The 26023-nt window shown below is 48.7% G+C and carries 23 protein-coding genes; 12 read left to right on the top strand and 11 right to left on the bottom strand.

Features of this window, described 5'->3' with window-relative positions; translation table 11 throughout:
• The first annotated feature begins 50 nt into the window (after positions 1-50).
• Both METLU_RS0110930 and METLU_RS0110925 read left to right on the top strand, forming a co-directional pair.
• Positions 51-1430 (top strand): NfeD family protein, encoded by a 1380-nt coding sequence (locus METLU_RS0110930; RefSeq protein ID WP_027158241.1) that lies wholly within the window; start codon positions 51-53, stop codon positions 1428-1430.
• Complete coding sequence (locus METLU_RS0110925) at positions 1430-2170, top strand: slipin family protein (RefSeq protein ID WP_027158240.1); 741 nt, start codon at positions 1430-1432, stop codon at positions 2168-2170. The genes METLU_RS0110930 and METLU_RS0110925 overlap by 1 nt, the downstream gene beginning before the upstream one ends.
• Before the next feature lie 56 nt (positions 2171-2226).
• Here the strand turns inward: METLU_RS0110925 and METLU_RS0110920 are convergent, their stop codons facing one another.
• Entirely contained in the window at positions 2227-2490 is a 264-nt protein-coding gene (locus METLU_RS0110920) for a DUF2024 family protein (RefSeq protein ID WP_027158239.1), read from the bottom strand.
• A gap of 271 nt (positions 2491-2761) precedes the next feature.
• Between METLU_RS0110920 and METLU_RS0110915 the strand changes: the two genes are divergently transcribed.
• Positions 2762-3322, top strand: coding sequence for a MarR family winged helix-turn-helix transcriptional regulator (locus METLU_RS0110915; protein ID WP_027158238.1), 561 nt, complete (start codon positions 2762-2764; stop codon positions 3320-3322).
• 267 nt (positions 3323-3589) lie between these two features.
• Here METLU_RS0110915 and asd read toward each other — a convergent pair whose 3' ends face one another.
• The 3 genes from asd to queF are packed head-to-tail and all read right to left on the bottom strand — an operon-like array spanning position 3590 to position 5018.
• On the bottom strand, positions 3590-4450 hold the full coding sequence (asd, locus tag METLU_RS0110910) for an archaetidylserine decarboxylase (RefSeq protein WP_027158237.1): 861 nt from the start codon (positions 4448-4450) through the stop codon (positions 3590-3592).
• Between the two features lie 3 nt (positions 4451-4453).
• Entirely contained in the window at positions 4454-4621 is a 168-nt protein-coding gene (locus METLU_RS25155) for a hypothetical protein (protein ID WP_231383587.1), read from the bottom strand.
• A 7-nt stretch (positions 4622-4628) separates the two neighbouring features.
• Positions 4629-5018, bottom strand: coding sequence for a preQ(1) synthase (queF, locus tag METLU_RS0110900; protein ID WP_027158236.1), 390 nt, complete (start codon positions 5016-5018; stop codon positions 4629-4631).
• 104 nt (positions 5019-5122) lie between these two features.
• Between queF and smc the strand changes: the two genes are divergently transcribed.
• The 4 genes from smc to METLU_RS0110880 all read left to right on the top strand — a co-directional run bounded on the left by smc (position 5123) and on the right by METLU_RS0110880 (position 12770).
• Positions 5123-8632, top strand: coding sequence for a chromosome segregation protein SMC (gene smc, locus METLU_RS0110895; protein WP_027158235.1), 3510 nt, complete (start codon positions 5123-5125; stop codon positions 8630-8632).
• Positions 8632-9336 carry a cell division protein ZipA C-terminal FtsZ-binding domain-containing protein gene (locus METLU_RS0110890; protein WP_027158234.1) on the top strand — a complete coding sequence of 235 codons (705 nt, stop codon included), beginning with the start codon at positions 8632-8634 and terminating at the stop codon, positions 9334-9336. Before smc ends, METLU_RS0110890 begins: the two co-directional genes overlap by 1 nt.
• Before the next feature lie 6 nt (positions 9337-9342).
• On the top strand, positions 9343-11289 hold the full coding sequence (locus tag METLU_RS0110885) for a helix-hairpin-helix domain-containing protein (RefSeq protein ID WP_027158233.1): 1947 nt from the start codon (positions 9343-9345) through the stop codon (positions 11287-11289).
• Between the two features lie 302 nt (positions 11290-11591).
• Positions 11592-12770, top strand: coding sequence for an OmpA family protein (locus METLU_RS0110880; RefSeq protein ID WP_081679081.1), 1179 nt, complete (start codon positions 11592-11594; stop codon positions 12768-12770).
• Between the two features lie 762 nt (positions 12771-13532).
• On the opposite strand, the gene METLU_RS0110875 is transcribed toward METLU_RS0110880, so the two are convergent.
• A complete protein-coding gene (locus tag METLU_RS0110875; RefSeq protein WP_027158231.1) occupies positions 13533-14555 on the bottom strand; it encodes an FAD:protein FMN transferase in 1023 nt (340 codons plus the stop codon).
• Between the two features lie 83 nt (positions 14556-14638).
• Entirely contained in the window at positions 14639-15046 is a 408-nt protein-coding gene (locus METLU_RS0110870) for a ketosteroid isomerase-related protein (RefSeq protein WP_027158230.1), read from the bottom strand.
• Between the two features lie 117 nt (positions 15047-15163).
• Between METLU_RS0110870 and soxC the strand changes: the two genes are divergently transcribed.
• The 3 genes from soxC to aqpZ all read left to right on the top strand — a co-directional run bounded on the left by soxC (position 15164) and on the right by aqpZ (position 17901).
• On the top strand, positions 15164-16432 hold the full coding sequence (soxC, locus tag METLU_RS0110865; protein ID WP_027158229.1) for a sulfite dehydrogenase: 1269 nt from the start codon (positions 15164-15166) through the stop codon (positions 16430-16432).
• Positions 16419-16940: a c-type cytochrome gene (locus METLU_RS25150; RefSeq protein WP_231383586.1), complete on the top strand. Its 522-nt coding sequence runs from the start codon at positions 16419-16421 to the stop codon at positions 16938-16940. Before soxC ends, METLU_RS25150 begins: the two co-directional genes overlap by 14 nt.
• A gap of 271 nt (positions 16941-17211) precedes the next feature.
• Entirely contained in the window at positions 17212-17901 is a 690-nt protein-coding gene (gene aqpZ, locus METLU_RS0110855) for an aquaporin Z (protein WP_027158228.1), read from the top strand.
• Positions 17902-18000: 99 nt separating this feature from the next.
• On the opposite strand, the gene METLU_RS25145 is transcribed toward aqpZ, so the two are convergent.
• Positions 18001-18855, bottom strand: a complete 855-nt coding sequence (locus METLU_RS25145; RefSeq protein ID WP_036243038.1) for an EAL domain-containing protein — start codon at positions 18853-18855, stop codon at positions 18001-18003.
• Between the two features lie 341 nt (positions 18856-19196).
• Between METLU_RS25145 and METLU_RS0110845 the strand changes: the two genes are divergently transcribed.
• Both METLU_RS0110845 and METLU_RS0110840 read left to right on the top strand, forming a co-directional pair.
• A complete protein-coding gene (locus METLU_RS0110845) occupies positions 19197-20048 on the top strand; it encodes a hypothetical protein (protein ID WP_027158227.1) in 852 nt (283 codons plus the stop codon).
• A 121-nt stretch (positions 20049-20169) separates the two neighbouring features.
• Positions 20170-20814, top strand: a complete 645-nt coding sequence (locus METLU_RS0110840; RefSeq protein ID WP_027158226.1) for an FMN-binding negative transcriptional regulator — start codon at positions 20170-20172, stop codon at positions 20812-20814.
• 148 nt (positions 20815-20962) lie between these two features.
• Here METLU_RS0110840 and METLU_RS0110835 read toward each other — a convergent pair whose 3' ends face one another.
• From METLU_RS0110835 to METLU_RS0110820, 4 genes are all read right to left on the bottom strand, one after another.
• A complete protein-coding gene (locus tag METLU_RS0110835; RefSeq protein WP_027158225.1) occupies positions 20963-22624 on the bottom strand; it encodes a glutamine--tRNA ligase/YqeY domain fusion protein in 1662 nt (553 codons plus the stop codon).
• Positions 22625-22847: 223 nt separating this feature from the next.
• Positions 22848-23111, bottom strand: coding sequence for a hypothetical protein (locus METLU_RS0110830; RefSeq protein WP_027158224.1), 264 nt, complete (start codon positions 23109-23111; stop codon positions 22848-22850).
• 49 nt (positions 23112-23160) lie between these two features.
• The gene (locus METLU_RS0110825; RefSeq protein ID WP_027158223.1) at positions 23161-24984 is read right to left on the bottom strand and encodes a Na/Pi cotransporter family protein; all 1824 of its coding nucleotides are present in this window, start codon (positions 24982-24984) and stop codon (positions 23161-23163) included.
• 138 nt (positions 24985-25122) lie between these two features.
• Positions 25123-25947 (bottom strand): MOSC domain-containing protein, encoded by an 825-nt coding sequence (locus METLU_RS0110820; protein WP_081679080.1) that lies wholly within the window; start codon positions 25945-25947, stop codon positions 25123-25125.
• Positions 25948-26023 lie beyond the last annotated feature (76 nt).

The following is a 26023-nucleotide window of genomic DNA, read 5'->3' as shown; positions in this document are numbered from 1 at the left end:
GCAAAAATACTGAAGCGGCTTTATATGGCATCCAATGGCAGAGAAAATCAATGATTATGATGAGGCAGGCTTTTTTTGTTTTCCTGGTGATTTTGGCTTTCACAGTCCAAGCCGAAACAGATGATGGCAGTCGGCCAAATAAAGCGGCAACGGTTATTCAGCTTGACATCAATGGCGCGATAGGGCCTGCCATTACCGATTATATCAGCAGAAATCTCGATAAAGCCGCCGAGGAAGGTGCGATTTGTGTGCTGTTTCGCATGGATACGCCCGGCGGTCTGGATACCTCCATGCGCGACATCATCAAAAAAATCATCGCCTCGCCGGTTCCGGTTGTCAGTTATGTGGCCCCTGGGGGCGCCCGTGCCGCCAGTGCAGGTACTTATATTCTGTATGCCAGCCATGTCGCGGCCATGGCGCCGGGCACCAACCTGGGCGCGGCCACGCCGGTGCAAATGCTAGGCCCGGACGATTTCGATGATGAAAAGGAGGATAAAGATGCCAAAGGTACTAAAAAAGAAGAGCCAGGCATATCGAATCCCATGGCCACCAAGGCTGTCAATGATGCCGTGGCCTATATCCGCGGTCTGGCCCAGATGCGTGGCAGAAATGCCGATTGGGCCGAGCAGGCGGTTCGTATAGCGGCAAGCATTCCGGCAGAAGAAGCACTGGCTAAACGGGTTATCGACTTGGTCGCAGCCGATCAGGCCGATTTGTTAAAGCAACTGCATGGCCGCAAAGTCAATGTGCTGGGTCAGGAAAGGATATTGCAGACCGACGGAGCCGTGATAAGAAAAATAGATCTGGACTGGCGCGGCGAGCTGTTGTCCGTCATTACTAATCCTAATATTGCTTATCTGTTGATGTTGATCGGCATTTACGGTTTAATCTTCGAATTTTCCAATCCCGGTGCCATTGTGCCCGGCACAATAGGCGGCATCTGTCTATTGCTTGCATTGTTTGCTTTTCAGTTATTGCCGATCAATTATGCCGGCATGGCGTTAATCCTGCTGGGCATAGCTTTAATGGTCGCGGAAGCTTTTGTTCCCAGCGTCGGCATTCTTGGTTTCGGAGGTTTGCTGGCATTTATTGTGGGTTCGGTAATCCTTATCGATACCGATCAGCCGGGATTCGGCATCAATCCGGCGATTATCGGCGCCGTCGCCCTGAGCAGTGCTGCGTTTTTTATCCTGGCCTTGGGATTATTGTTCAAATCCAGGCAGGCGCCGGTTGTAAGCGGCAGGGAAGAACTAATAGGCGCGACAGGCGTGGCGCTGGAGGATTTTACAGATCGCGGCATGATTCGTATTCATAGTGAAATCTGGCAGGTTCGCAGCGACAGTCCGATAAGTAAAAAACAGAGAGTAACAGTAACAGGTCTGGACGGTCTGACTTTATTGATTAGCCCGATTAAAGAGGAGTACAAGTGATGCTTACATATTTCTGGTATATATTCGGCAGCATTCTTTTAGTCATTTTAATTAGTGCCTTTAGAGTCCTGCGGGAATATGAGCGCGGCGTTATTTTCTTTCTCGGACGTTTTTATGGGGTTAAAGGGCCCGGATTGATTATCGTGATCCCGTTGATTCAACAGATGGAGCGCGTTGACTTGCGGACTATCGTCATGGATGTGCCTTCTCAGGATGTGATTTCTCTGGATAACGTCTCTGTAAAAGTCAATGCGGTGGTCTATTTCAGAGTCATCGAGCCGGATAAAGCCATTATTCAGGTTGAGAACTTTCTTGAGGCGACCAGTCAGTTGGCCCAGACGACATTGCGCTCCGTATTGGGCCAGCACGAACTGGATGAAATGCTGGCGCAACGCGACCGCTTGAACATAGATATACAAACCATCCTGGATCAGCAGACCGATGCCTGGGGCATCAAGGTGGCCAATGTGGAAATCAAGCATGTCGATCTCGACGAAAGCATGGTCCGGGCGATAGCCAAACAGGCCGAAGCCGAACGTACCCGTCGGGCGAAAATTATTCATGCGGAAGGTGAAATGCAGGCATCGGAAAAACTACTGGGCGCGGCCAATATACTGGCCCAGCAGCCACAAGCCATACAGCTTAGATATCTGCAAACCCTGACTGAAATTGCCGGGGACAAATCGTCGACGATTGTGTTTCCGTTGCCGATAGATATCGTCAATAATCTTATGAAATAGCAAAATTGGAACTGGCTTTATATTTTCAAAAACTTGAAAGCCCAGATCGATATTTTTTATCTTGGGCAGCCTTCCAGCTTATAAATCGCATAGCCTTGCGTGTCGATTTGTTGTCTTAAATCGGCAGGCGCTTCCGCGCTGTGACAAAAACAGCAATTCTCCTGAGTGACGGTCGCGTCTTCGTGCCCTATGCTTTGCAGCCATTCTTTGGCATAATTCAGCGCTTTTTCCTGGTCTTTCTCATCAAGAACTACATCAAAGTGCATAATCCTGCCCTTGGCCGTTTTTGCATAAGTGTCGAATACATGTGAGATAGGCATAACTTAAGTCCTGTAAAAAAACCGGCGGCATAACCGCCGGCACAATAACTACGTTTGAATTTAGGATATTATGATTTTCGTGATGAATTGAAACTCCCGAGCCAGTATTCATGCGATCTGGCAACGGAAACGATGACTTTTATATCGCATGGCAAAGAATTCGGGAGACATTCTCGCTCAAATTTATTATGGTATCGATTCGATACGGGGCAAGAATATGTTAAGATATCTTTCGTTGTCAACTTAATTAACGAATGTTTATATAGGTTCTATGGAAAAAGTTGATGTATTTGAGCTGATCGAACGGATGGCCGCCTTGATCCGTTCGGAAGAACGCAAAAGATGTACGGAATTAGGCCTTCAGCCGGTGCATTTGCAGGTGTTGGACTATTTATCACGCTGCAACCGTTACAGTGATACGCCGGCCGCCGTCACCAGTTACCTGGGCATGACCCGCGGGACGGTGTCGCAAACCTTGCTTCTGCTGGTGAAAAAAGGCTTTATAAAAAAGACATCTGATGCGAATGACCGGCGTATGGTGCATCTTGACCTTCTGCCGGAGGGTGATGCTATCTTGAAACAGGCCCGGCCTTCGGAATTGTTCAATCAGGCCTCGTCAATATTGAGAGCGATTGATTTCAGCAATCATGAAGATGTTTTTGTTAAAGCGCTTTCGGCGTTGCAAAAAGCCAACAAATCGCAGTCCTTTGGTTTGTGCAACACGTGTAAATATTTTACGAACACTCCGGAAGGTTATAAGTGTGATTTAACCAAGGGACCGCTAAGTCAGAGTGATAGTGAAAAAATCTGCCAGGAGCATACTGTTTTATAAGCTGTGAGGGAGTCAGGCGCTAGAGTTTGCCACATCCTGTTAGCACAGGATGTGGCGGGCTTGAATTCCTGGCAGGCTCGTTCCTGCAAAGCTAAGGTCGGATTTTCTTCCTCATCCGTTTCCGCGTCCTTTATCAGCAGAAAACCATGCGCTATAAGCCATCATTTCCATGATCGTTCCGATTTTTGATGGTTTATAGAAAAACTTATAGTTGAGTCAGGGCGCTCATCTTTCAGCGCCCACCTTAAGCTGTACATTGCTTGGTGGTTAACCCAAAGCCCTGCCAATCTGTTCACCCAGCCTCACCGTTTTTCCGGCTTTGAATTCAGCATCCCACTGCATTCTATCCTTGCCGAATAAAATAACAATCGTGGAGCCCATATTGAAGCGGCCCATTTCTTCGCCAATTTTCAGGGTAGGAGCGTCTTCTTCGTATTGCCAGCTGCGCACGGATGTTATGGTGGGCGGCGATACGACGCCATGCCAGACGGTCTCTATGCTGGAGACAAAAATGGCTCCGACCAGCACCAGCGCCATCGGGCCGATCTCCGTGTCAAAAATGGCCGCGACGCGTTCGTTTCTGGCGAACAGCCCTGGTACGGAATTGGTCGTGGCCGCATTGACGCTGAACAGACGGCCAGGAATATGCACCATTTCTTTTAGCGTGCCGGTCAGTGGCATGTGCAGGCGGTGATAGTCTTTCGGCGACAGATAAATCGTCGTGAAGGAGCCGTTGTTGAAAGGCTCGGCGCGCTCCGGGCTGCCGCCCAGCAAATCCGTGGCGGTAAAGCTTTTGCCCTTGGCCTGAAAGATATCGCCGTCGGTAATGGCGCCGGCCTGGCTGACGGCGCCATCCGCAGGACAGGCAATGGCGTTTCTGTCGGCGCAGAAAGTCCGGACACCCGGTTTGAGTTCGCGCGTAAAGAAATGGTTAAAGCTTTTGAAGGCATCGATGTCCTGCTCCAGCGCCTCGTCCATGTTGACGCCGTAATGCCTGATGATCTGTCTGATGAACAGGTTTTTCCAGATCCGGTTTTCAGAATGCGTCAGCGCGCTCATCATTTGAGATAAGGTATGGTGGGGCAGAGCGTATTGCGGTAATGTCGTCAGGGCTTCTTTTATGTTCATGAATCAGTAATATCGAGTATTTTGCCGCTTAAAAAACAGTTCCGGCTCGGCTTGCAGCGGGATTCCGTGTTGCTCGGCAATTTGCAGAATGTGTTCGGTCGCAAGACCTTGGCTTTTGCCGTCGTACTTCAAGGCGACGGCAATATCGCTGGTGTAACGGGTCTTGGGCATATCCGAATTAAGGCAAACGGACCAATTCCGGCGTGCGCCAGTCGCTGTTTCTGTGTTCTACGACGACTGTCGTATAAATGCCGCCCCGGACGTTGAATTCGGCGCGGATGCGCATGAAATTGGGCGATATAGCTCTGACGATGTCATCCAGGATTTCATTGGTGACGGCTTCATGAAAAGCGCCTTGCTCGCGGAAAGACCACATATATAGCTTCAGCGATTTCAATTCCACGCAAAGCGCGGCAGGTACATATTCGATCGTAATCTTGGCGAAATCCGGCTGGCCGGTTTTAGGACACAGGCAGGTAAATTCAGGAATGTCTATACGTATTGTATAATCGCGGCCCCGTTGCGGGTTGTCGAAAGTTTCTAGGTCTTTGCTGGGTCGTGTTGTCATCGTTGCTTGGTAAATAAAAGTAAATAAAAAAGTCGAAACTCAGCTGAATATCGTGAATAATAAGCGGTTATTTTAATTCAAATGCAGGGATATTCATACCAGTTATGAAACTGGAAAAAATCAAGCTTTCAGGTTTCAAATCGTTTGTCGATCCGACAGTTATTCCAATCACTGGCAATTTGACGGCGATAGTCGGGCCTAATGGCTGCGGTAAATCCAATATCATCGATGCGGTACGCTGGGTCATGGGCGAGAGTTCCGCCAAGCATTTGCGCGGCGGCAGCATGGCCGATGTGATTTTTAACGGTTCCTCCGGGCGCAAACCGGTCGGCACGGCTTCCGTCGAATTGATTTTTGACAACAGCGAAGGCAAGCTGGGCGGCGAGTATGCGCAATACGACACCATTGCCATCAAGCGCCAAGTGAGCCGCGACGGCCAGTCCTTGTATATGCTGAACGGCTCGCGTTGCCGGCGCAAGGATATCACCGACATATTTCTGGGCACGGGGCTGGGTTCCCGCAGCTATGCCATCATTGAACAGGGCACCATATCGCGCATGGTTGAGGCCAAGCCCGAGGACTTGAGAATCCATATCGAAGAAGCGGCCGGCATTTCCAAATATAAGGAACGGCGCAGCGAAACCGAAGCGCGCATGAAGCATACGCGTGAAAATATGGAACGGTTGAACGATCTGCGCGATGAAGTCGAGAAACAGCTCAAACACCTGCAAAAGCAGGCCGAAAAAGCCGAAAAATACACCGAACTTAAAAAGCAGGAACGCCAGTTCAGACTGGAGTTGCTGGCGATGCGCTGGAATGCCTATCATCAGGCTGCGCAGCAGTTGGAGACGAAACTGCAAGACGTGGCGGCCGAGCATAACCGCTTGTTTGTTCAGCTGCGAGATATCAATATCAGTCTGGAGGACAGGCGCGTAGAGCACAAAGTCCAGCAGCAGCACACCAACAGTTCTCAGGGCGAATATTATCAGGTTGTCGCGGAAGTCAGCGGTCTCGAACAAGCGATCAAGCACAATGAAATCAGCCACGAAGAAACCCAACTGGAAATCAACCGTTCTCGCCAGCAGGCCGAGCAGGCGTTAAATGAGCTCCAGGCCGATGTGCAGCAGTTGGAAGAAATCAGACAGGCCCTGGAAGAGGCCGAAGAATCCCTGATTGTCTCAGAGGAAAGGCAAGAGGGAGTTCTGCAGCTTCAGCAGGACTCGCAGCATCAACGGATATCCTGGCAGCAGCAATGGGATGCGTACCGCACTGAAAGCGCGAAGTACAGAGAGCAGGCCGAAGTGCATCGCGTAAAAACCGTGCAACTTGAAAACCAGAGCCGGCAATTGCAGATCCGCCTCGATAAATTAAACGGCGAACGTGATGAGTTGTCGGCTAGCCAGCTGCAAACGGATATCGAAACGCTGGATGCCGGCATTGAGCTGATTGAATCGCAACGCGCCGATCTGCAAAGCCAACTGGAACAGCTTCATCAGCAAATCCGCGACCAGCGGCAACAGGTCAAGCACTTGCATGATGAATTGCATGCACGGCGTTCGGAGATGCACAGCGTAAAAGGCAAGATCACCTCGTTGGAACTGTTGCAGCAGCACGCCATGGGCAAGGATAATAAAAATCTGAGCGCCTGGCTGGAGCAGATGAATCTGACTGATAGTCAGCGCCTGGCTGAATTCCTGGAAGTCGACTCAGGCTGGGAAACGGCTGTGGAAACCGTACTGGGCAGTTATCTGGAAGCGATTTGCATCGATAGCGCCGATTCTGTCATGGCGGGATTACCGCATTTGGCAAATGAATCGCTGACGCTTATCGAAACCGGTCGCAGAAAACCGGCTGAAACAGGCGAGCCGTTTATACGATTGCTCGATAAAGTGACGGCTCCATGGGATCTAGGCGATCTGTTGTCCGGCGTTTACTGCGCCGACACGGCCGAAGCGGCAAGAAGCCTGTCAACCCAGACCAAGTCTCATGAATCGGTTATTGCGCCTGATGGGACCTGGTTCGGGCCGGGCTGGTTGAAAATTATTCGCGCCAAGGACAGTAAAACCGGTGTGCTGCAGCGCGAGAAGGAGTTGCGCCTGTTGAAGCATAGACAGGAAGAACTACAGTTTGAAATTGAAGGCTTCGAAGATCAGTTGGAGGTGACTGAAGCGAGCTTAAAAGAGGCGGAAGTCAATCGCGAGTCCATGCAGCGGCAGGATAGCAGTCTCGGCTCGGAGTTATCGCTTAAAAATGCCGAATTCAGCGCCTACTCGGCGCGCTGGGAGCATCAGCAGCGCAGGCTCGCCCAAGTCAGTAGCGAAATAGAAGATATCGTTCATGAGAATACCGAAAACGCCGCATTGATTGCAGAATCCCGCCTGCTGCAGGAAGAAGCCGAACAGGCTCTGGCAACGCTGGAGCAGAAAAGGCAAAGCCTGGATTTGCTCAATCAGGAACTGCAATCCCGGCAGCATGATACCGAGCAATCCGTCCATGAAGCCCGGCAGCAGGTCTACAGCATCAAGGCGCAGGTTGAATCGTTAAAATCCACGGAAAACCTGACCGCCAGGCAGATTGAACGCTTGCAGATGCAACATCAGCAAGCGGTTACGCGAATTGCTGAACTGGAGCAGAAATTACAGCAAACCCTGGCGCCGCTGGACCAAGAGAAAAAGCAACTGGAGCAGCTCTATTTAAATAAGGATAAGCTGGAGACGGATCTGAAAACGCAGCGCCAATCTCAGGAAGAAATCGAATCAGTGATTGCCCATCTATCGGAAGAGCAGGTTCGAACCCAAAGAGCGCTGGACATGCAGAAGGAAGCGCTTGATAAGATTCGCTTTGAACTGCAGGAAAGCAAGGTGCGCCAGCAAACGGTCAATGAGCAACTCAAGGAGACCGATGCCGATGCCGAGCAGGTGCTGAAAAACCTGTCCGAGCAGGCCGAAGAACAAAGCTGGAAACGGAAAGTCGACGATTTATCGACCCAGATTGAGCGCCTGGGCACGATTAACCTGACAGCCATAGAAGAATACAAGTCGCAGTCGGAACGCATGAATTTTCTTAACGAGCAGCACGCGGACCTGATGGAGGCCCTGCAAACGCTGGATCAGGCAATCAGTAAAATCGATAAGGAAAGCCGACTGCGTTTTAAGGAAACTTTCGATAAAATAAACACCGGATTGCAGGAGAAATTTCCCAAGCTGTTCGGAGGCGGTCAGGCCTATCTGGAACTGACCGAGCAGGATTTGCTGGAGACTGGCGTCAATATTATCGCCCGGCCGCCCGGCAAAAAGAACAGTTCCATTCATTTGTTGTCAGGCGGAGAGAAAGCATTGACGGCGGTAGCGCTGGTGTTTTCGATCTTTGAACTCAATCCGGCGCCTTTCTGTTTGCTGGACGAGGTTGACGCACCTTTGGATGATGCAAATGTCGGAAGATTTTCACGAATGGTTGAGGAAATGTCAGCATCTGTTCAGTTTTTATATATTTCCCATAACAAGGCCACGATGGAAATTGCAAAACAGTTGGCAGGTGTTACTATGAAAGAGCCGGGCGTCTCCCGGATGGTCGCGGTAGATATTGAAGAAGCAGTGAGTTTGGCGGAAAACTAATGGATAAAGAAATATTGAGAATTGTAATTATTGCAACCGGTTTGCTTGTCATTATCGGTATGTTGTTGTGGGCTTTCATCAGAAACAGAAAAACGCAGCATGACATGGGGCTTTATGAGGATGAAAATGCCTCGAAAGGTGTTAGCAAGCCGCAATCATTCCAAGAGGATGAGGATGACGACGACCTTGGCATTGCGCTTTCAGGTTCTGACAAACGCGGAGCTTATCATGCAGCAAAATCAGACCAGTATGAGAAAGAAGATGACGATTACTATGTGTTGGAAGATGATGACTATGAGCAGGCGCCCCGGTTTGTCGCGCCCAAAATCATCCAATTCAGTCTGATTGCCAGGGACGAAGATGGCTTCAACGGCGTGGATCTGGTGAATGCGTTTGAAATGGTCGGGCTTGAATATGGTAGTTTGAAAATTTTTGAACGTCTGGATTCCAACCGACTGGTCGATTTTGGTGTCGCGAGTATGGTTGAGTCAGGTACGTTTCCGTCCAAAAATCTGGACACATTCTACTGTCCGGGCATCGTATTTTTTATGCAGCCTGAAGCGGTCGATGATGCGCAGGCTGTTTTTGACGATTACGTACAAACAATTCAATTGCTGGCCTCGGAGCTGAATGGCGTAATCCGGGATCATCAAAGACAGCCTTTGACGGAAGCTACAATTCAAATGATTCGGCAGAGTCTGTAAGCACTGATGCTTAACAGTGAACAGTTGAAAATTCTCCATGAAGCGGACTCAGATACTGCGTTATCACCGGAGTTTACAGAGCAAATCGCCGCACAAGCAGACGCCAGCCAGCTCACGGATGAGCAACTGCTTGAATTTTTAAAAATCTGCAACGTGTTGTATCGCGGCGGCGAACCGCTTATTTCCGATTATCTTTATGATTCGGTTTTTTTGGCCGAGCTGCAACGCAGGCATCCGCATCATCCTTATCTGGAAACGGTCGAGCCGGAAAAAGCCTTTGTCGGCAAGACGGTCACTTTGCCGGAGAGAATGCTGTCCACTGATAAAGCCTACAGGCAGGAAGAGATTAATCGATGGCTGACACGCATAGAAAAAGCCGCCGAGGAAATCAATATTGATCCTTCCTCACTGGTTTTCAGAGCCACCTCGAAACTGGACGGTTATGCGGCTTATGATGACGGGAAGATTTTGTATACGCGCGGCGATGGCCGCAAAGGCACCGATATCAGCCGGGTTTTTAAGCGCGGACTGATCGTTGGCGGTAACGGAAAAAGAGGGCAAGGTGCAGGCGAAATCGTCGTCGGTCAAAGCTATTTCAATACTTATCTGGCCGATTATTTTGAAAATGCCCGTAATTTCCAGGCCAGCATCATCCGGGAAAAAGAACTGGAACCGCATGCGTTAGAAGCCATACAAAGTCATGCTGCGGTTTTCTATCCGTTTTCGCAGCTACCAGACTGGTGCGGTTCCGCCGCGGAGATAAGAGCGAACTTCCATGAGATTGTCACTGAAGTCCGCTCTTTGGTTGATTATGACGTCGATGGCGTAATTTTTGAGGTAACGCATGACGCCGTAAAAAAACACATGGGCGCAACGCGGCATCACCACCGGTGGCAGATTGCCTACAAAAACAATATCGAGACAGCCACCGTTAAAGTACTGAGCGTTACGCCGCAAACCTCGCGTTCCGGACGTGTCAACCCGGTTGCTGAGCTGGAGCCTACGAGACTCAGTGGTGCCATGATTTGCAGGGCGACAGCTCATCATTATGGGATGGTCAAAGAGCAGGGCATTGGTCCGGGCACTATTATTGAATTGACTCGCAGCGGCCTCGTTATACCCAAAATTGAACGCGTCATTACGCCGCACCCTCCACAGATTCCGGATCGATGTCCCAGTTGCGGTAGCGAACTGGTCTGGGACAGTGATTATTTGTATTGTTTGAACACGACGCAATGCCCTGCGCAAATTGAAAATACGATTGAGCATTTTTTCAGGACGTTGGCCAATGTCGACGGATTTGGTCTCAAAACGATCGAAAAACTGCATGCCGCAGGGGTCAATTCCGTTTATGCGGTTTATCAACTGAATTTGAGTCAACTGCAGAGCATGGGCTTTGGTGATAAAACCGCCCAAAACCTATTGGATCAATTACAACGCAGCAGAACCGAAGCGATAGAGGATTGGCGTTTTTTAGGCGCATTCGGTATTTACAGAATGGGGCTGGGTAATTGCGAGCGATTGCTGCAGCATTACCATCTGACCGATATTTTCAAATTGACGATTGAAGATATTACCAATATTGAAGGATTCGCGGAAAAAACCGCCGTAGCGGTAGTCGAGTGCCTTAAAAAAGTCGAACATGACTTTATGCAAATTTATCAGTTAGGCTTCAATCTGATCCGGACGCCTTTGGTAAGAGAGCGTCAGCAAACAAGCAGCCCGATTTCAGGTAAAACGATTGTTTTTACCGGTACAATGCTGCATGGCAAACGCGATGATATGAAAAAAGAAGCCAAGCGTTTAGGGGCGAAAGTCGCGGATTCAGTCACGGGAAAAACCGATTATCTGGTGGCAGGTTCCGAGGTAGGAGTTTCAAAAATCAATGCGGCCATGCAGAAAGGCGTCCGCGTTATTAATGAAGAAGAGTATCTGGCATTGTTAAACGGATAACTCTCAGTTCGCGGGCCAAACTTTTAGTTATATTTTGTAAACCATCATAAGTGCCAGAATGGTAAGCATAAATTAATCAAAATAAACTAAGCTCGAGCTGTAGGGGGATGATTCAGTCATTTTGTGTGCGCTATTGCTCATACTTTTTTAACTGTTGCGATTAAACTACATTTTATTATTTTTAAACAACGGGTATACTATCCGAAAGGAAGATCGTTCTTTGTCGAGCATCGGCATTTGGAGCAGTGCAGGCCGAATAAAAATTAACATGCTAACGCAAATCAACATTTAAGGATTAAGCTATGCAAACACAAGATGAGTACAAACAAAAACAAATGGCACAAATGCATGAGTTGGGCGTTAAAACTGACGCTGGAATTGCAAATAAAAATGTTAGGGTAAAAACGCACTTACTTGCGCTTGCATTGTCAGGCATGAGCATTATGTCGGCTGCGCAGGCTGAAGAGCATCGGGATTATGAATCGGTCACTGATGATCGCTGGTATGTTGCCCCTTTCGGTACATTTATTAAAACCGGCGGTGACCGGGATGCAAAAGATGGCTGGGGCGGCGGTATGGGCTTCGGCAAAATGCTCAATGAACATTTTAACATCGAGCTGAGAGGCTTTTACCAGGGCTTTGGCGGTTATTCCAATGCCAATACCGGACAAAGCGGACGCTGGGACTTGACCGGCGGTTCGGCTGATCTTCAATATTATTTCTTCCGTGATAAATTCTCACCTTATGCAGTAGTGGGTGTCGGCGGAATGAATACCAGCGTTCCAGGCGATAGCGGTGCATCCATTATCGGTGAGAGCGGCGTCGGTTTTACCTATGAGCTGCACGATAATTTCTTGTTACGCAGCGATGTGCGCTACCGTTACAACAACAATTTCAATGCTCAGCTTCGTCCTGGTACCGACGAATACCATGACATGACTGTTAACGTTGGTTTCGTTGTTCCGTTTGGCGACAAGCCAAAAGCAGCAGTAAAACCAGAGCCATATGTGGCGCCGGTTGCAGCAGCTCCAGAACCAGATTGTTCGACTCTTGATTCAGACGGCGATGGTGTCAACAACTGCCTGGATAAATGCCCTGATACGATGAAAGGCAGCAAGATTGATTTCAATGGCTGTCCAATGAGTATCGAACTGAAAGGCGTAAACTTTGAGCACAACTCGGCCCAATTGACCGAAAATGCGAAGACTATTCTGGATGGCGTCGCTGCGAATCTGATTTCCACAGCAGATAAAAAAGATATTGAAGTACAAGGCCATACCAGCAGCGAAGGAACCAGTGCTTATAACATGAAATTGTCACAAAAACGCTCGCAAGCGGTTGCTAAATACCTCAAGAGCCAAGGTGTTACCAACAAGCTGTATGCTAAAGGTTACGGCGAAGACTTCCCTGTAGCTGACAATAGCACAGAAGAAGGTAAATCGATGAACCGCCGCGTTGAGTTAATCTGGATCGGTGATTAAAAAAGTAAGTTGAAGCCGAAAGATTAATTGTCTTTTATAATAAAAAACCCGCCGTTAAAGCGGGTTTTTTATTGGTTGGGAAAAACAAACAGTAGTTTGGGTCAATTTGACTTTTAATTAGCAGCCACAATTTTAATATTGCCTAGGCAATAAACAGTTCATCGTCTCAGAAATCTGCTGTTTGTAATCTTGTAGAATCTGCAATGACATATTAGGCGATAAAGCATTATTGCCAAATTTCTGACAAGCCAATAACGTGGTGATTAAAGGTGGGGTTGGTGCTTCTTGGGTGCCGATAAGACTATGAAACTTCGCCGGTAAAACAACATCGTTTAAAGTCAGCAATGCGTCGGCACCATAGTATCAGTCTTCAGTATCTGTAAGCATTCAAGCCAGTCATGAGTAAATCTCCAGCATTCAAGAGTCAGAAATCCTAGAAAGATGGCTTTTATAAGCAACAGGCAGTGACAAAGTCTGTGAGTTGAGGCGCCATGGCTCAGCTTTTCAGCAAAATTTGAGGGATGGGGAGCCAGTGTTGCGAAGAATCCGGCAAGAAGCGCTTTCTGAGAGCCGGGTTTTTGAGTCAGTACGACTGGCATAGCTAATGTCTTTTGTTAACATATTTCATTACATATCAATAGTTGTAAAGAACGGATTTTTCAGGAGTCCGCTTGCCTCCATGAGCGGATTGATGCGCTGGCGCAGCAATTCTCATTGCATAAAATCCAAGAAACATAGAGAGTTGTTTCAACTGAGCCGTAGTTATTGTGCCAAATCGACGAAGCGCTCCTGGCTCAGGGCCGGGCTGATAATTTCCTTTAAACTGCCATTTTCTCCATAAATAAAAAAAGCTTTCAATCCTTCCTCTGCGGCCAGTCGGGGACCTTCTTCTTCGCCCAGGCACAACAGCGCCGTGGACCAGGCATCGGCCCAGGTGGGATCGTCGTGCAATACACTCACTGACAGGAGATGATGATCCACGGGTCTGCCGGTCGACGGAGAGAGGATGTGAGAATAGACTTTACCACCACTCTCAAAGAAATTGCGGTAACTGCCTGAGGTCATGATGGCCATGGCGCGATCAGTCGGTACCTCGATAATGCGTTGCATCTCATGTCGTCCACCGGGTACCGGTTTTTCTATCGCTACACGCCAATGGGCGCCGTTGGCTTTTTTGCCGCGCACTTTCATTTCACCGCCGATTTCCAACAGGTAATTGGTGATACCCCGGCTTTCCAGCAGGGCTGCCACTTGGCCGATGGAATAGCCCTGACCAATGGAGGAAAAATCGATTTGAGCCGCACCATCCTTTTTGCGCAAGCGTCCGCCATCGCTGTCGGCTTCGATCTTGTTCAGGCCAATTTTGGTTTTGGCGGCAATAATTTCCTCATCGCTGGGTATGCGATCTTCATGTTTGAAAAAGCCCCAGGCCTCCAGAAGCGGTTTTACGGTCAGGTCATAGCAGCCACGAGATTTGGCGTGCACTGCTTGGGCAATGGAAACCAGTTCCGGCAGGGCTGGAGAAACCGTTATCCAATCGGTGCTTTGCTGCTGGTTGAAACGGGATGCTTCCGAGTCATCCCGGTAGTTGGAAAGCTGCAGGTCGATTTTCGCCAGCAGTGCATCGATTTCTCGATGCACTGCGTTGGCATCAGTGTTTTCGGCCGGGACGAACTTGATATGATAGCTGGTGCCCTGGGCCAAGCCGTCCAGTTCAAGCTCGCCTGGCGCGTTTTCGCAACCGGCCAGCAATAAAGTCAGGAACAGGCTAAGGATATATTTCATGGAGCACACTCAAACTAAAATCGATTCGTATCTACCCGGCAGATGTTACTGCACGGTTCCGCCTCAGGAGAAAGCCGCAAAAATTACTTGCTGACTTGCGCAATCCAGTCTTGCAGATTGTAGTAGTTGGTAATGCGCGCGACTTTGTTATCGCGGATTTCGAAAAAAGCGCCGGCCGGCAGGTGGTATTTTTGGCCTTTTGCTTCAGGCAAGCCTTCGTCGGTTTTCAGGTATTCGCCTAAGACGACAAATTCAGCCGCGCCGCGGCTGCCGTCCGGTGTCGCCATGATCACCATGTCTACGAGCTGCTCTTTGTAATTGTTGTTCATGCCGGCCATGAACTGCTTGAAAGCTTCCTTGCCGATTTCGCGTTTGCCCTGGTTGATATCATGGATGACGTCGTCAGTGAGCAGGCTCAGAAAAGTGGCCATGTCCGCGCTGTTGAAAGCGGCATAGTATTGCTCTATCAATTTGATGCTGTCTTGGTTCATAGTGTTCCTATCGTTCAAGTTAAAAAATGACGCCTATTTTATAATTAAACTGTATTTTTGCCTTATTATTTTGCAATAAACAGTTTATCGATCAACAACTGGCGGGAGTTTTGACATATGGTTCGGCAAACCGATTTACAACCCATTGCAGGTGGTGGTTTATTGGATCGGCGCTTGTTTTTAAAGCGCGGATTTTCTTTTTCGGTTGCTGTCGCTTTGGCGCCCGAAGCGTTTGCTTTATCTGGCGATAATGAGCGTTTGCCGTGGATGCAAAAACCGGGCGAGCCTTTTTCCAATTACGGTCAGCCTTCTCCGCATGAACGCAAAACCATTCGCTGGACCATGGGCAACAGCATGGCGCCCGGCAACGGGGTATCATGGACGCCATTGCAGGATCTGGAAGGCATCATCACGCCCAGCGGGCTGCATTTTGAGCGCCATCACAATGGCGTGCCGCAGATTGATCCCGATAAGCATCAATTGTTGATTCACGGCCTGGTGAATAAGGCTCTGATCTTTGATATGCAAGCCCTGCTGCGCTACCCGATGCAGTCCTGCTACGCGTTTGTTGAATGCGGCGGCAATAGCAATGCCGGCTGGCGCGACGAGCCAATTCAAACTGCTGTCGGCTATTTTCACGGTATGGCTTCGTGCAGTGAGTGGACGGGCGTGCCTTTGCGGATATTGCTTAATGAAGCCCATGTTAAAGGCCGAGCGAAGTGGATCATAGCGGAAGGCGCCGATGCCGCTGTCATGAATATCAGCATTCCCCTGGAAAAAGCGCTCGATGATTGCCTGTTGGCCATCTATCAAAACGGTGAACGCATCAGGCCGGAGAACGGCTATCCCCTGCGCCTGATCGTGCCAGGTTGGGAAGGCGTGCTGAACGTCAAATGGTTAAGGCGGATACATATTACTAACAGACCGGCCATGGCCAGAAATGAAACCGCGAAATACACCGAACTGATGCCTTCCGGCAAATCGCGGCAGTTTACCTTTGTCATGGACGCCAAATCGCTGATCACCAGCCCGTCACTCGGATACAAACTCGACAACAAAGGTTTGTACCAGATCAGCGGCCTGGCCTGGAGCGGGCGCGGCAGGATCAGCAAGGTCGAAGTCTCGGCGGATGGTGGTCGGACCTGGGCCGAGGCGCAGCTTCAAGAGCCGGTGCTGTCCCGATGTTTTACGCGTTTCAGGATTCCCTGGCAGTGGAACGGCGAAAAAACGGTGCTGAAAAGCCGGGCCATCGATGAGACCGGCTATGTGCAGCCGGAGCGTGACGCATTGATCGCACAATGTGGCCGGCATGGCTATTTTCACTACAACGCCATCGTCAGCTGGGAAATATCGCCGGAAGGGAGCGTCAGTCATGTTTATGCGTAGTTTGATGGCCTGTGTTTGCTTATGTCTTTGGCATGCGGCACAGGCGGAAAAAATTAGTCCCCATCTGGATGAACCGGCATCCAAGGATCTGATAGAGAGCTGGAACATGGATGTCTTTCCTGACGGTGAAGGGCTGCCCGAAGGCAGCGGCGATGCCGAAAAAGGCAAACAGGTTTATGAAGCTTATTGCCTGTCCTGTCATGGCGTCGAGGGCACAGGCGGCAGTGCGGATGAACTGGCCGGAGCCCGGCATTCATTAATCGATAATCCGCCCGATAAAACAATCGGCACTTATTGGCCTTATGCGACGACAATTTTCGATTTCACGCGCCGGGCGATGCCGTTAAATGCGCCGGGCAGTCTGAGCCATGATCAGTTGTATGCCGTCACTGCTTATTTGCTCTATCTGAACGGCATCATCAAGGAGACCGACGTCTTGAATGCCGAAACACTGCCTGAAGTGAAAATGCCGAATCGGGAGGGATTTGTCCAGATTGATGCAGAATGATTAATTACGCTATCACAAGTAGTTCTTCGATTTTAATAATTTTGTTTCTGCATCCCTGTCTCAAGAGAGTGAAATAGCGGAGCAAGGCACCTTTTTGGGTTTGAAAAAGGGCGATGATTAATTTCTTGACATGCTACTGTTAGAGTTTAGACTTGGTCACTAAGCACATATTTAGATGTATTATTTTATAAACAAACTTATATCCTGTTCGCCGTGATGGCCGCTTAGTTATTACGTAGGACACAACAATAACCACAAAAAGGAGATGAGTATGAAAAAATATATTGCTGAATTCTTCGGGACATTCTGGCTGGTGCTCGGCGGGTGTGGCAGTGCGGTACTGGCTGCCGCATTTCCTGATCTCGGCATCGGGTTTCTAGGGGTTGCGCTGGCTTTCGGTTTAACGGTGCTGACCATGGCTTACGCAATCGGCCATATCTCCGGTTGTCATTTGAATCCCGCAGTCTCTATCGGGCTCTGGGCTGACGGTCGATTCCCGGCGAGGGAATTGTTGCCTTATATCGTTGCTCAAGTCTTGGGTGCCATCGTGGCCGGAGGCGTTCTTTATCTGATCGCCAGCGGTAAAGCAGGGTTTGATGTTTCAGCAGGTTTTGCTTCCAATGGCTATGCAGCCCATTCTCCGGGCGGCTATTCTCTGCTGTCGGCTTTAGTCACAGAAGTCGTTATGACAATGGTGTTTCTGCTCGTTATTCTTGGCGCGACAGATATACGCGCACCGCAAGGTTTTGCGCCTATCGCTATCGGTTTTTGTCTGACTTTGATTCACCTGATCAGTATCCCGGTGACCAATACTTCGGTAAATCCCGCGCGCAGTACAGGGGTTGCAATTTATGTCGGGGATTGGGCTATAGCCCAACTGTGGCTGTTTTGGGTGGCGCCTATCATTGGCGCATTGCTTGGCGCAGCAATTTATCGTTTTATTGGCAGAATGGAAGATTAAGGCTTCATCTTAACAAATTGGCTTCAACGGCAATTTATGCGTCGTCATTGAAGCCAGTTTTAGAGTAGCGAGCTGATTTGCATTAATTATAGTTACTCGTCATGCTTCACTGATGGCTGTTTTTGATGAGCCGGCTTTTATGTATCTGGCTAAATAAGAGGCTTTTCTCAGGCTAAACAGATTGGGTTCGTAATGTCCGGCATGGCTAGTAGCAAATAGCGAATTGTCGAGTTTTTCAATCGGGGCCGCCATTGGCTTGCCAAAGTAGTACCCTTGGGCATAAGCAATGCCAATTTTTTCTATGGCCTTGAATTCATCAGCTGTTTCGATCCCTTCGGCAATGACCTGGCAGTTCAACGCCGTCGCCATGCTTAGAATGGATTTGACAAAATTCAGCTTGACAGGGTCCTTATCCAGTTTTTGAATAAAGTGTTTGTCTATTTTTACATAGTCAGGAAGTAATTCAGACCATAGCCTTAACCCCGAATAGCCGGCGCCCAGATCGTCCAGTGCAATTTCAAAACCCATGTTCCGATAATGGCTGACCGCCTCGCGCATTAACCCATAGTCATCAGTCGGTTGATGTTCTGTAAGTTCAATGACCACAGAGCGGGGGTCAACGCCAAATACCTTCAGAAATCTCAGCGTTTCGCCTTTTTTAAATTTTGGTTGCAAAAGTAAGGAAGGGCTTACGTTTATAAACAGTTTTTCATTAATGTTTAAGTCTGCGTAGCGTTTGATAGTGATTTCCCGGCAGATGAATTCCAGTTTTGCGCTTAAATCAAAGCGCTCGGCGGCGGCGAATAGATTGAGTGGGCTATGCAACGGGCTGTCGTAGGGACCGCGGATTAATGCTTCGTAACCCATGATTTTCTTTTGAGCTAAAGACACGATAGGCTGGAAATGAGGAGTTAGTTTTTGGTCGCCGAGAATGGCGATTAATTCATTATGCATTAGGGAAAAATAATTACTGGAAATTTCTGATTAACCAGCAAGAATAGGATGAGTTTATTACAGTAATGTGACAAACAGAAAAAATGCCGCAGAGGTTTTTTGTGCAGGATTAACTGGTTTTAAAGAGCTTTTCTATTTCCTGGTAATTGTACAGTCTTACGATCAAAATATGCTCGTCGCATAAGGATGAAGTAATGTTTGAGCAGTAGAGTCTTGTAAATTTGCTCGGCAAATTAGGTAATCTTTAACTTGACATGAAAAATTAATACATGTTTTTGAGGTCTGTTCTCCCGTAGCGTCAGGCTTTAATCTTTTAATTAACGGATTTAATAAGAGAGAAAATGAACCAAAAATTATCATTGAAACAAACACGTCTCATTGCCGCGTTAGCTGGAACACTGATTATTTCCATAGCTGTCTCTGTATTTTTTTATAGCCGAGAGGACGGTCAAAATTCGGCTTTCTTATCGCAAGGCCTTTCTGTTACCCCTGATCATACAACTGCCTTGGAAGAGTTATTCGACGTTACCGATTCAAATGGAAAAGTCAGAATCTCGACTAATGAACTGAGCAGCATCTGGTTTGAGCAATCATTCAAGTTGGGCAGTGATGAGCTTCATGTCATATTCATGAAAACTCAGGAAGTCGACCCGCAATCCGGTGCAATAGTTAAAACTCATGCCCAGGGTGTTGAAGTGGGCTCTATCACTTACAAGCAGGTAGATGGTGACTGGCAGGTCATATCGAAGCAGCCAAAATTTGGCGATTTCGGTGAGTGGGGCGATGCCCCGGAAGTGAAACAAGCCGAAATACTTCAACTGTCTCCGGATAACATCGCATTCATGATTGAGACCGGAGGCGGCATGGGCGGTTTTTTCGAGTCAGGAAAGACGCTGTTCGCTTATTCGAAAAACAACTGGCGCGATCTCGGATACGTGCAAACGGATGGAGATAATTCCGGTGCTTGTGATGGGGCATCTGAGCCGGCGCCTTCCGATAAAGGCGGCTCGATACCGTGCTGGCGTTATACAGGAACCCTGTCAATTGTTCCGGGCAAGAATATCGATTATCCGGATTTGCTAGTTACCCGCACCGGCACTGAAAGCGGAGAGGACGGCGTCTCCATAGTTCCCGCCAAGAATGTGACTTACATTTTTAACGGCGAGAAATATGTCGATTCTTCAAAATTGTAAAATTGGAAAAAATGACGCAGGCAAGGGCTTTTATACGATACGGTTCCCTATCAAAAGCGCTTTATCTGCACGCACTCTGTTCCTGCCTGTTTTTAATGAAATATTTTGAGAAGGAAAATCCATGTATATACCGAAGCATTTTGATGAGCCCAGAATCGAAGTCATGCATGATCTGGTTCGTGCCCGGCCTCTTGCTACGCTCATTACGTTATCCGCAAGCGGACTGAACGCAAATCACATTCCGCTGCACTTATCAGCCGAACCGGCGCCGTTCGGTGTTTTGCGCGGCCATGTTGCCCGCTCTAATCCAATGTGGTCGGATCTGGAGAAAGATGTTGAGGTGCTGACTGTGTTTCACGGTTCGGACGCTTATATTAGCCCATCCTGGTACGCTTCCAGGCAGGAAAACGGAAAAGTAGTGCCTACCTGGAATTATGCCGTTGTTCATGCCTATGGTTGGCTGCGCGTTATTGACGATGCTTCATGGTTACGTTCTCATCTTGAGGCGCTGACGGCGCATAATGAAGCGGCTTTTTCCAATCCATGGGCAGTATCGGATGCACCTTACGAGTTTACGGAGAAGTTGATCGAGGCTATCGTCGGCATCGAAATTACCATTACAAAACTGTCAGGCAAATGGAAGGTGAGCCAAAACCAGCCGGAGCAGAACCAGATTAGCGTCATTTCGGGGTTGAGGGAGTGCGGAAACTTTGAGGCCGAATCGATGGCTGCGCTGATAGAAGCCAACGCCAAAAACGCACGCTGACTCATCACTTATAGGCACAGCAATAATCCTGGGCGTTAGAGTGCATATAGCCAGTTGACGGTTTGCATGCGCTCTAAGCCAGAGTGAAGAAAAGAGTTGTCCATAGTATGGACAACTCTTGGTCAGAACGGATTGAGTTTTAAAGCAATCAGTCTTTTTCCCAGCTATCGCGCAGGGTCACTGTCCTGTTGAATACCAGCTTGCCGTCAACGCTGTCGGCATCCAGACAGAAATAGCCGGTGCGTTCAAACTGGTAGCGGCTTTCGGGCTTCGCATCAGCGAGGCTGGATTCGACGCGGCAGTCTGTCAGCACTTCCAGCGAGTTGGGGTTCAATGCATCAAGGAAGTTCTCTTCATTATCCGGATTGGGCACTTTAAACAGGCGGTCGTACAGGCGCACTTCCGCCAGCCGTGCGTGCGCTTCGGAGACCCAATGTATGACGCCTTTGACCTTGCGGCCTTCCGGATTTTTGCCCAGCGTGTCAGGGTCGTAGGTGCAGCGCAGTTCCGTAATGTTGCCGTTGGCATCCTTGATGACTTCGCTGCATTTAATGACATAAGCGCCACGCAGACGGACTTCGCCGCCTTCTATCAGACGCTTGAATTTTGGCGGCGGCACTTCGGCGAAATCATCCTGTTCAATCAGCACGACTTTGGAAAAGGCAACTTCGCGTTTGCCGAATTCGGGCTTCTGAGGATGATTGCTGATTTCCATGTATTCGGTTTGGTCATCGGGATAATTTTCGATGACCAAACGCAAAGGCCGCAGTACCGCCATCGCGCGGGGCGCATTTTCATTGAGATCTTCGCGGATGCAGTATTCCAGCATGCTCATTTCTATCCATGAATGTTGTTTGGTTACTCCGATGCGCTCGCAAAAATCACGTATTGATTTAGGCGTAAAACCCGCACGGCGCAGACCTGCGACAGTCGGCATACGCGGATCATCCCAGCCGTTGACGTGTTTTTCAGTGACGAGCTGGTTGAGTTTGCGCTTGCTGACGATAGTGTATTCCAATTGCAAGCGGGCAAATTCTATTTGTTGCGGATGGCAGGGCGTTTTGAGCTGGTCCAGTACCCAGTCGTAAAGAGGACGATGATCTTCAAACTCCAGTGTGCACAGCGAATGCGTAATGCCTTCAAGCGCGTCGGAAATGCAATGTGTGTAATCGTACATCGGATAGATGCACCAGTCGTCGCCGGTGCGTTGATGATGGACGCGGCGGATTCTGTACAGCGCCGGATCGCGCATGTTGATATTCGGCGATGCCATGTCGATCTTGGCGCGCAGCACGTATTGGCCGTCGGCGAACTCGCCGTCGCGCATGCGTTTGAATAGATCGAGGTTTTCTTCTACGGACCGGTTTCTGTCCGGGCTTTCCTTGCCTGGTTCGGTCAAGGTGCCCCGATAGGCTCTGATTTGTTCGGCCGACAGACTGTCAACATAAGCTTTGCCATCTTTGATTAACTGTACGGCATAGTCGTGCAGTTGTTCAAAATAATCCGAGGCATGGCGTAATTCCGTCCACTGAAAGCCCAGCCATTGCACGTCTCGTTTAATGGATTGTACATATTCATCACTTTCTTTTTCAGGATTCGTGTCATCGAAGCGCAGGTTGCAAGTGCCGTTGTATTCGCGGGCAATGCCGAAATTCAGACAGATCGATTTCGCGTGGCCGATATGCAGATAGCCATTGGGCTCAGGCGGAAACCGGGTGGCGACTTTTCCGCTATTTTTGTTTTCCTTGATATCGTTGTCGATGATGTGGCGAATAAAATTTGACGATGGCAGATTTTCGTTTGTGGGCATGAGGTCTGTATGTGGTTGTCGCGTTATGGAAGTTGATTTAATAGTCGGGAACTGTAGTCAGATCAGCCAATAAGCTGATCAGCAAACTTTCTATAAGTATTTTGCATTACAAACTATTAGATGCAATTTTTGATTTGATGAAATCGTTGCCGAGCATACTACTGTACGCGCTCGCTTTAGTAAAGACCGCACCGGACGCGAAAAAAGCGTGGTAGAGAGCGGTTTAGTCGGACGAGCCTTTATGTTCCCTAAGCTGTTGCAGAACGTCGATGCCTTTTTTGCGTTGCAGGCGGATGATTTCCAGTTCGGTTTGATACAGTTTTTTCAAACAGTCATCATCAGCCTGTTCTATTTTGCCCGTGATCTTCTGTTCTTTTTTCTTGAGTTTCCTCAGGATCTTTTTTAACTCTTCTATATGGCGTTTTTTCCTTTTTTGGGCAGGGTCAAAAAAGGCTTGTAATTTATGCAATAGCTTTTCTTTATTCATGGCGGGTGGAAGCAAGAATTAAAAAAGTACTGTCGAGTATAATCCTAATCTACAGATTGTCTGTTATGGGCGCATCCACCGCTTGAACGATTTCCTTGATCTCGGCTTCATTGAGGGCTAATTGCTGTTCAATGCGCATAGTGTTGGCATTGTCATGCACAAATAGCGTTTCGGCAGTTTTGATCAGATTTTTCTTGATGTTGTACATATAAGTGCTGTCGTTGATTAAAGACGATCCGGTTTCAGGCGTGATTTTTCGCTCCCGAATCAAGGTATCAATGGAGCGGTTCATCTGCATATCCTCGTCTTCAATCGACACTTTTAAAACATCCAGTGACAATAGCGGTAATTCGTTCTCTGCAATCTCCTGTCTGAACTTTTCAATCTGCTGGATCAGCAGGACTATCTGGTAAGCGATTTTTTTATATTCGTCTCTTGTGGCCTGGTTTTTTGAAGTTCTGGACCGCCCCCAGTTTTTCTGTAAATGTTTGGTATCTTTAATGGCCTCCACCAGCATCCGGTTGGCATCGCGCAGCCAGGTGAGTTTGGACGATTGTTTCATTTCCCATGTGAAATTGGCCTGACTGATAAAGGCAATGATGGCGCTGTAGATGCCTTTTATTCTTTTCTCATAGCCCGCATCGATATCGTATTCAACGGGCCCGTTGTTATGTTCTATCAGTTGTTTGAGATCAGATTGATCCGAGAGATTGCGTTTGCGCAAGCCAAATGTGTGCAGGATGATATGGATGCCGTGCTCGTACAAATGAATGCTTTCCAGTCTGACCGACTCGACGACCGTTTCAGGAAAGCCTGTGGCGGACGAATTTAAGTATTTGGGCCTGAAAAGGTTGGGGCGTTTCTCTACGAATATTTTTTCCAGCAAGGCGGCCAGATGATTCATGAAAGGCAGCATAATGACAACGCCGACCAGATTAAACAAGCTATGAAAAGTCGCCAGTTTCAGCGTATTGTCCGCGGCGGCGATGCCTAATGCGGCATTGATCATATCAACGGCAATGATAAATTCCCTGATGAAGATCAGGGCGATAATGCCGGTCAGCAGATTGAACAACAGATGCGCGCCGGCCAGTCGTTTGCCCTGGACATTGGCGCTCAGTGAGCCAATGACGGCGGTGAAGGTCGTGCCGATGTTGGAGCCGATGGCCAGCGCCAGCGCATTGTCATAAGTGATTTGATGTACGGATAGTGCCGTGATGATCAGTACCAGCGTGGCATGGCTGGATTGCATGATCATGGTGGCGATGATGCCCACTAATGTGTAAATCAGCAGTCCTTTTAAGCCCGGGATGGCGTAATCGGCCAGCTTGATCGTATTTTCAAAAGTCTCGAAGCTTTCCTTCATATAGTGAATGCCAAGGAAAAGAAAGCCCAATCCCGTCAAGATATAGCCAATGCCTTTTAACTGTTTGTTGTTCTGGAAACTGCATAAAACGCCGAAAACCAGCATGGGCATGGCGTAAGCGGAAATTTTGACTTTCAATCCTAGCCCGGCAATCAGCCACGCTCCGGTAGTCGACCCGAGATTAGCGCCGAATATGATGCCGATGCCCGCTATTAAATCAAGCAGGCCGGCGCTTAAAAAGGAAATGGTGATAATCGAAACCAGGGTGCTCGATTGCATCAACATCGTTGACACAATGCCAAAGCTGAGACTTTTCCAGGTCGTATCCGTGGTTTTTTGCAGAATCCGCTCCAGCATGCCGCCGGTAAAAGCCTTGAAGCCTTGCTCCAGAGACAGCATGCCGAAGAGAAAAATCGAGATGCCCATCGCAATGCCTTTAAATTCATCGCTTAGCCAAAAACCGTAAGATAAAAGCAGAATAACAACGAAAAGAAGGGCTTTAGGCATGTTTCAATAAAAATAGGGCAAAAAGGCTGGGGCTTATTCGGGGAGTCATTAAAAAATGGCATAGTTTAAATGCGGGGACGATTTTAGTCGTCCTTTTGACATAAAAAGACGGCTGAGGCCGCCTTTTACGGATTTTGGTTAAATCGGCGGCTGATTCGGGCCGGTCAATTTGACCTGGACAATATCGCCGATACTCAACGCGCCGCACTGATTGTGCAGGGCATTTTGCCCGAAGTAGACTTTATTTTGCCAATTTCTGACGCGGTTAAGCGTTCTCAGGGGTTCTTTTCCTGTTTGTGCGGTTTCAGGATCAATTGTTGGCACCGAGCAACGCGAGCAGGCTTTGGGAAGTCTAAAATCAATAGAGCCAATGCGGATTTCGCGCCAGCTGTCTTCAGCATAAGCGGGGCAGCCAGCAATGACCAGGTTGGGTCTGAAGCGAGCCATCGGTAAATCCAGTCCCATTTCATGATTTAATGAAACCAGCGAATTCTCTGAAATAATCAGGAAAGGAAAGCCGTCGGCAAACGAGACTTGGTCAGTGGCATGCGCATAATCGGGGTCGACTTGGCGGACCACGTCATCGGGCTGGTATACAAGCCTGCAGTCGGTGTTTAAAAAACGGCTCAGCCATCGATCGGCTCCCGATGATACGCTGCGGGCATCGCACTGATCGTGCCAGATGGTGCTGTTGATGATTTCGCCGTCAGCGGGCATCAGCGGCAGCACCAGGTTTTTCATGTCCGGCGCGGACAGGATCAGGTCGTTTTCGGTCAATGCCGTTTTAATTAGGGCCATTCGCGGCAGTCTGCGTTGGCTCAGAAATTGCCGGTTGCTATCGATAAGCAGCCATTTTCTGTCATGCAGAAGTCCGGTTTCGGTTACGGGCCAATGGGACGCGCTGATGCCTGCCAATGATTTTACCGGGTAAATGTATATGCCGCTTAATGTAAAGTGTGCCATTCGGATTAAGTAGTCGCTATCGTTGTTTGACCATGCGGATGTCTATTGCCTTGCATTTGCAGCGCTTGAAGCGGTT

The sequence above is a fragment of the Methylobacter luteus IMV-B-3098 genome (assembly GCF_000427625.1).
GTDB lineage: Bacteria > Pseudomonadota > Gammaproteobacteria > Methylococcales > Methylomonadaceae > Methylobacter > Methylobacter luteus.
Note: the sequence above shows the minus strand (reverse complement) of the source record. Positions and strands in the feature narration are given on the sequence as shown.

Coding starts and splice junctions, on each gene's coding strand:
- METLU_RS0110930 (WP_027158241.1), top strand. CDS start 51: ATGATTATGATGAGGCAGGCTTTTTTTGTTTTCCTGGTGATTTTGGCT.
- METLU_RS0110925 (WP_027158240.1), top strand. CDS start 1,430: ATGCTTACATATTTCTGGTATATATTCGGCAGCATTCTTTTAGTCATT.
- METLU_RS0110920 (WP_027158239.1), bottom strand. CDS start 2,490: ATGCCTATCTCACATGTATTCGACACTTATGCAAAAACGGCCAAGGGC.
- METLU_RS0110915 (WP_027158238.1), top strand. CDS start 2,762: ATGGAAAAAGTTGATGTATTTGAGCTGATCGAACGGATGGCCGCCTTG.
- asd (WP_027158237.1), bottom strand. CDS start 4,450: ATGAACATAAAAGAAGCCCTGACGACATTACCGCAATACGCTCTGCCC.
- METLU_RS25155 (WP_231383587.1), bottom strand. CDS start 4,621: ATGCCCAAGACCCGTTACACCAGCGATATTGCCGTCGCCTTGAAGTAC.
- queF (WP_027158236.1), bottom strand. CDS start 5,018: ATGACAACACGACCCAGCAAAGACCTAGAAACTTTCGACAACCCGCAA.
- smc (WP_027158235.1), top strand. CDS start 5,123: ATGAAACTGGAAAAAATCAAGCTTTCAGGTTTCAAATCGTTTGTCGAT.
- METLU_RS0110890 (WP_027158234.1), top strand. CDS start 8,632: ATGGATAAAGAAATATTGAGAATTGTAATTATTGCAACCGGTTTGCTT.
- METLU_RS0110885 (WP_027158233.1), top strand. CDS start 9,343: ATGCTTAACAGTGAACAGTTGAAAATTCTCCATGAAGCGGACTCAGAT.
- METLU_RS0110880 (WP_081679081.1), top strand. CDS start 11,592: ATGCAAACACAAGATGAGTACAAACAAAAACAAATGGCACAAATGCAT.
- METLU_RS0110875 (WP_027158231.1), bottom strand. CDS start 14,555: ATGAAATATATCCTTAGCCTGTTCCTGACTTTATTGCTGGCCGGTTGC.
- METLU_RS0110870 (WP_027158230.1), bottom strand. CDS start 15,046: ATGAACCAAGACAGCATCAAATTGATAGAGCAATACTATGCCGCTTTC.
- soxC (WP_027158229.1), top strand. CDS start 15,164: ATGGTTCGGCAAACCGATTTACAACCCATTGCAGGTGGTGGTTTATTG.
- METLU_RS25150 (WP_231383586.1), top strand. CDS start 16,419: ATGTTTATGCGTAGTTTGATGGCCTGTGTTTGCTTATGTCTTTGGCAT.
- aqpZ (WP_027158228.1), top strand. CDS start 17,212: ATGAAAAAATATATTGCTGAATTCTTCGGGACATTCTGGCTGGTGCTC.
- METLU_RS25145 (WP_036243038.1), bottom strand. CDS start 18,855: ATGCATAATGAATTAATCGCCATTCTCGGCGACCAAAAACTAACTCCT.
- METLU_RS0110845 (WP_027158227.1), top strand. CDS start 19,197: ATGAACCAAAAATTATCATTGAAACAAACACGTCTCATTGCCGCGTTA.
- METLU_RS0110840 (WP_027158226.1), top strand. CDS start 20,170: ATGTATATACCGAAGCATTTTGATGAGCCCAGAATCGAAGTCATGCAT.
- METLU_RS0110835 (WP_027158225.1), bottom strand. CDS start 22,624: ATGCCCACAAACGAAAATCTGCCATCGTCAAATTTTATTCGCCACATC.
- METLU_RS0110830 (WP_027158224.1), bottom strand. CDS start 23,111: ATGAATAAAGAAAAGCTATTGCATAAATTACAAGCCTTTTTTGACCCT.
- METLU_RS0110825 (WP_027158223.1), bottom strand. CDS start 24,984: ATGCCTAAAGCCCTTCTTTTCGTTGTTATTCTGCTTTTATCTTACGGT.
- METLU_RS0110820 (WP_081679080.1), bottom strand. CDS start 25,947: ATGGCACACTTTACATTAAGCGGCATATACATTTACCCGGTAAAATCA.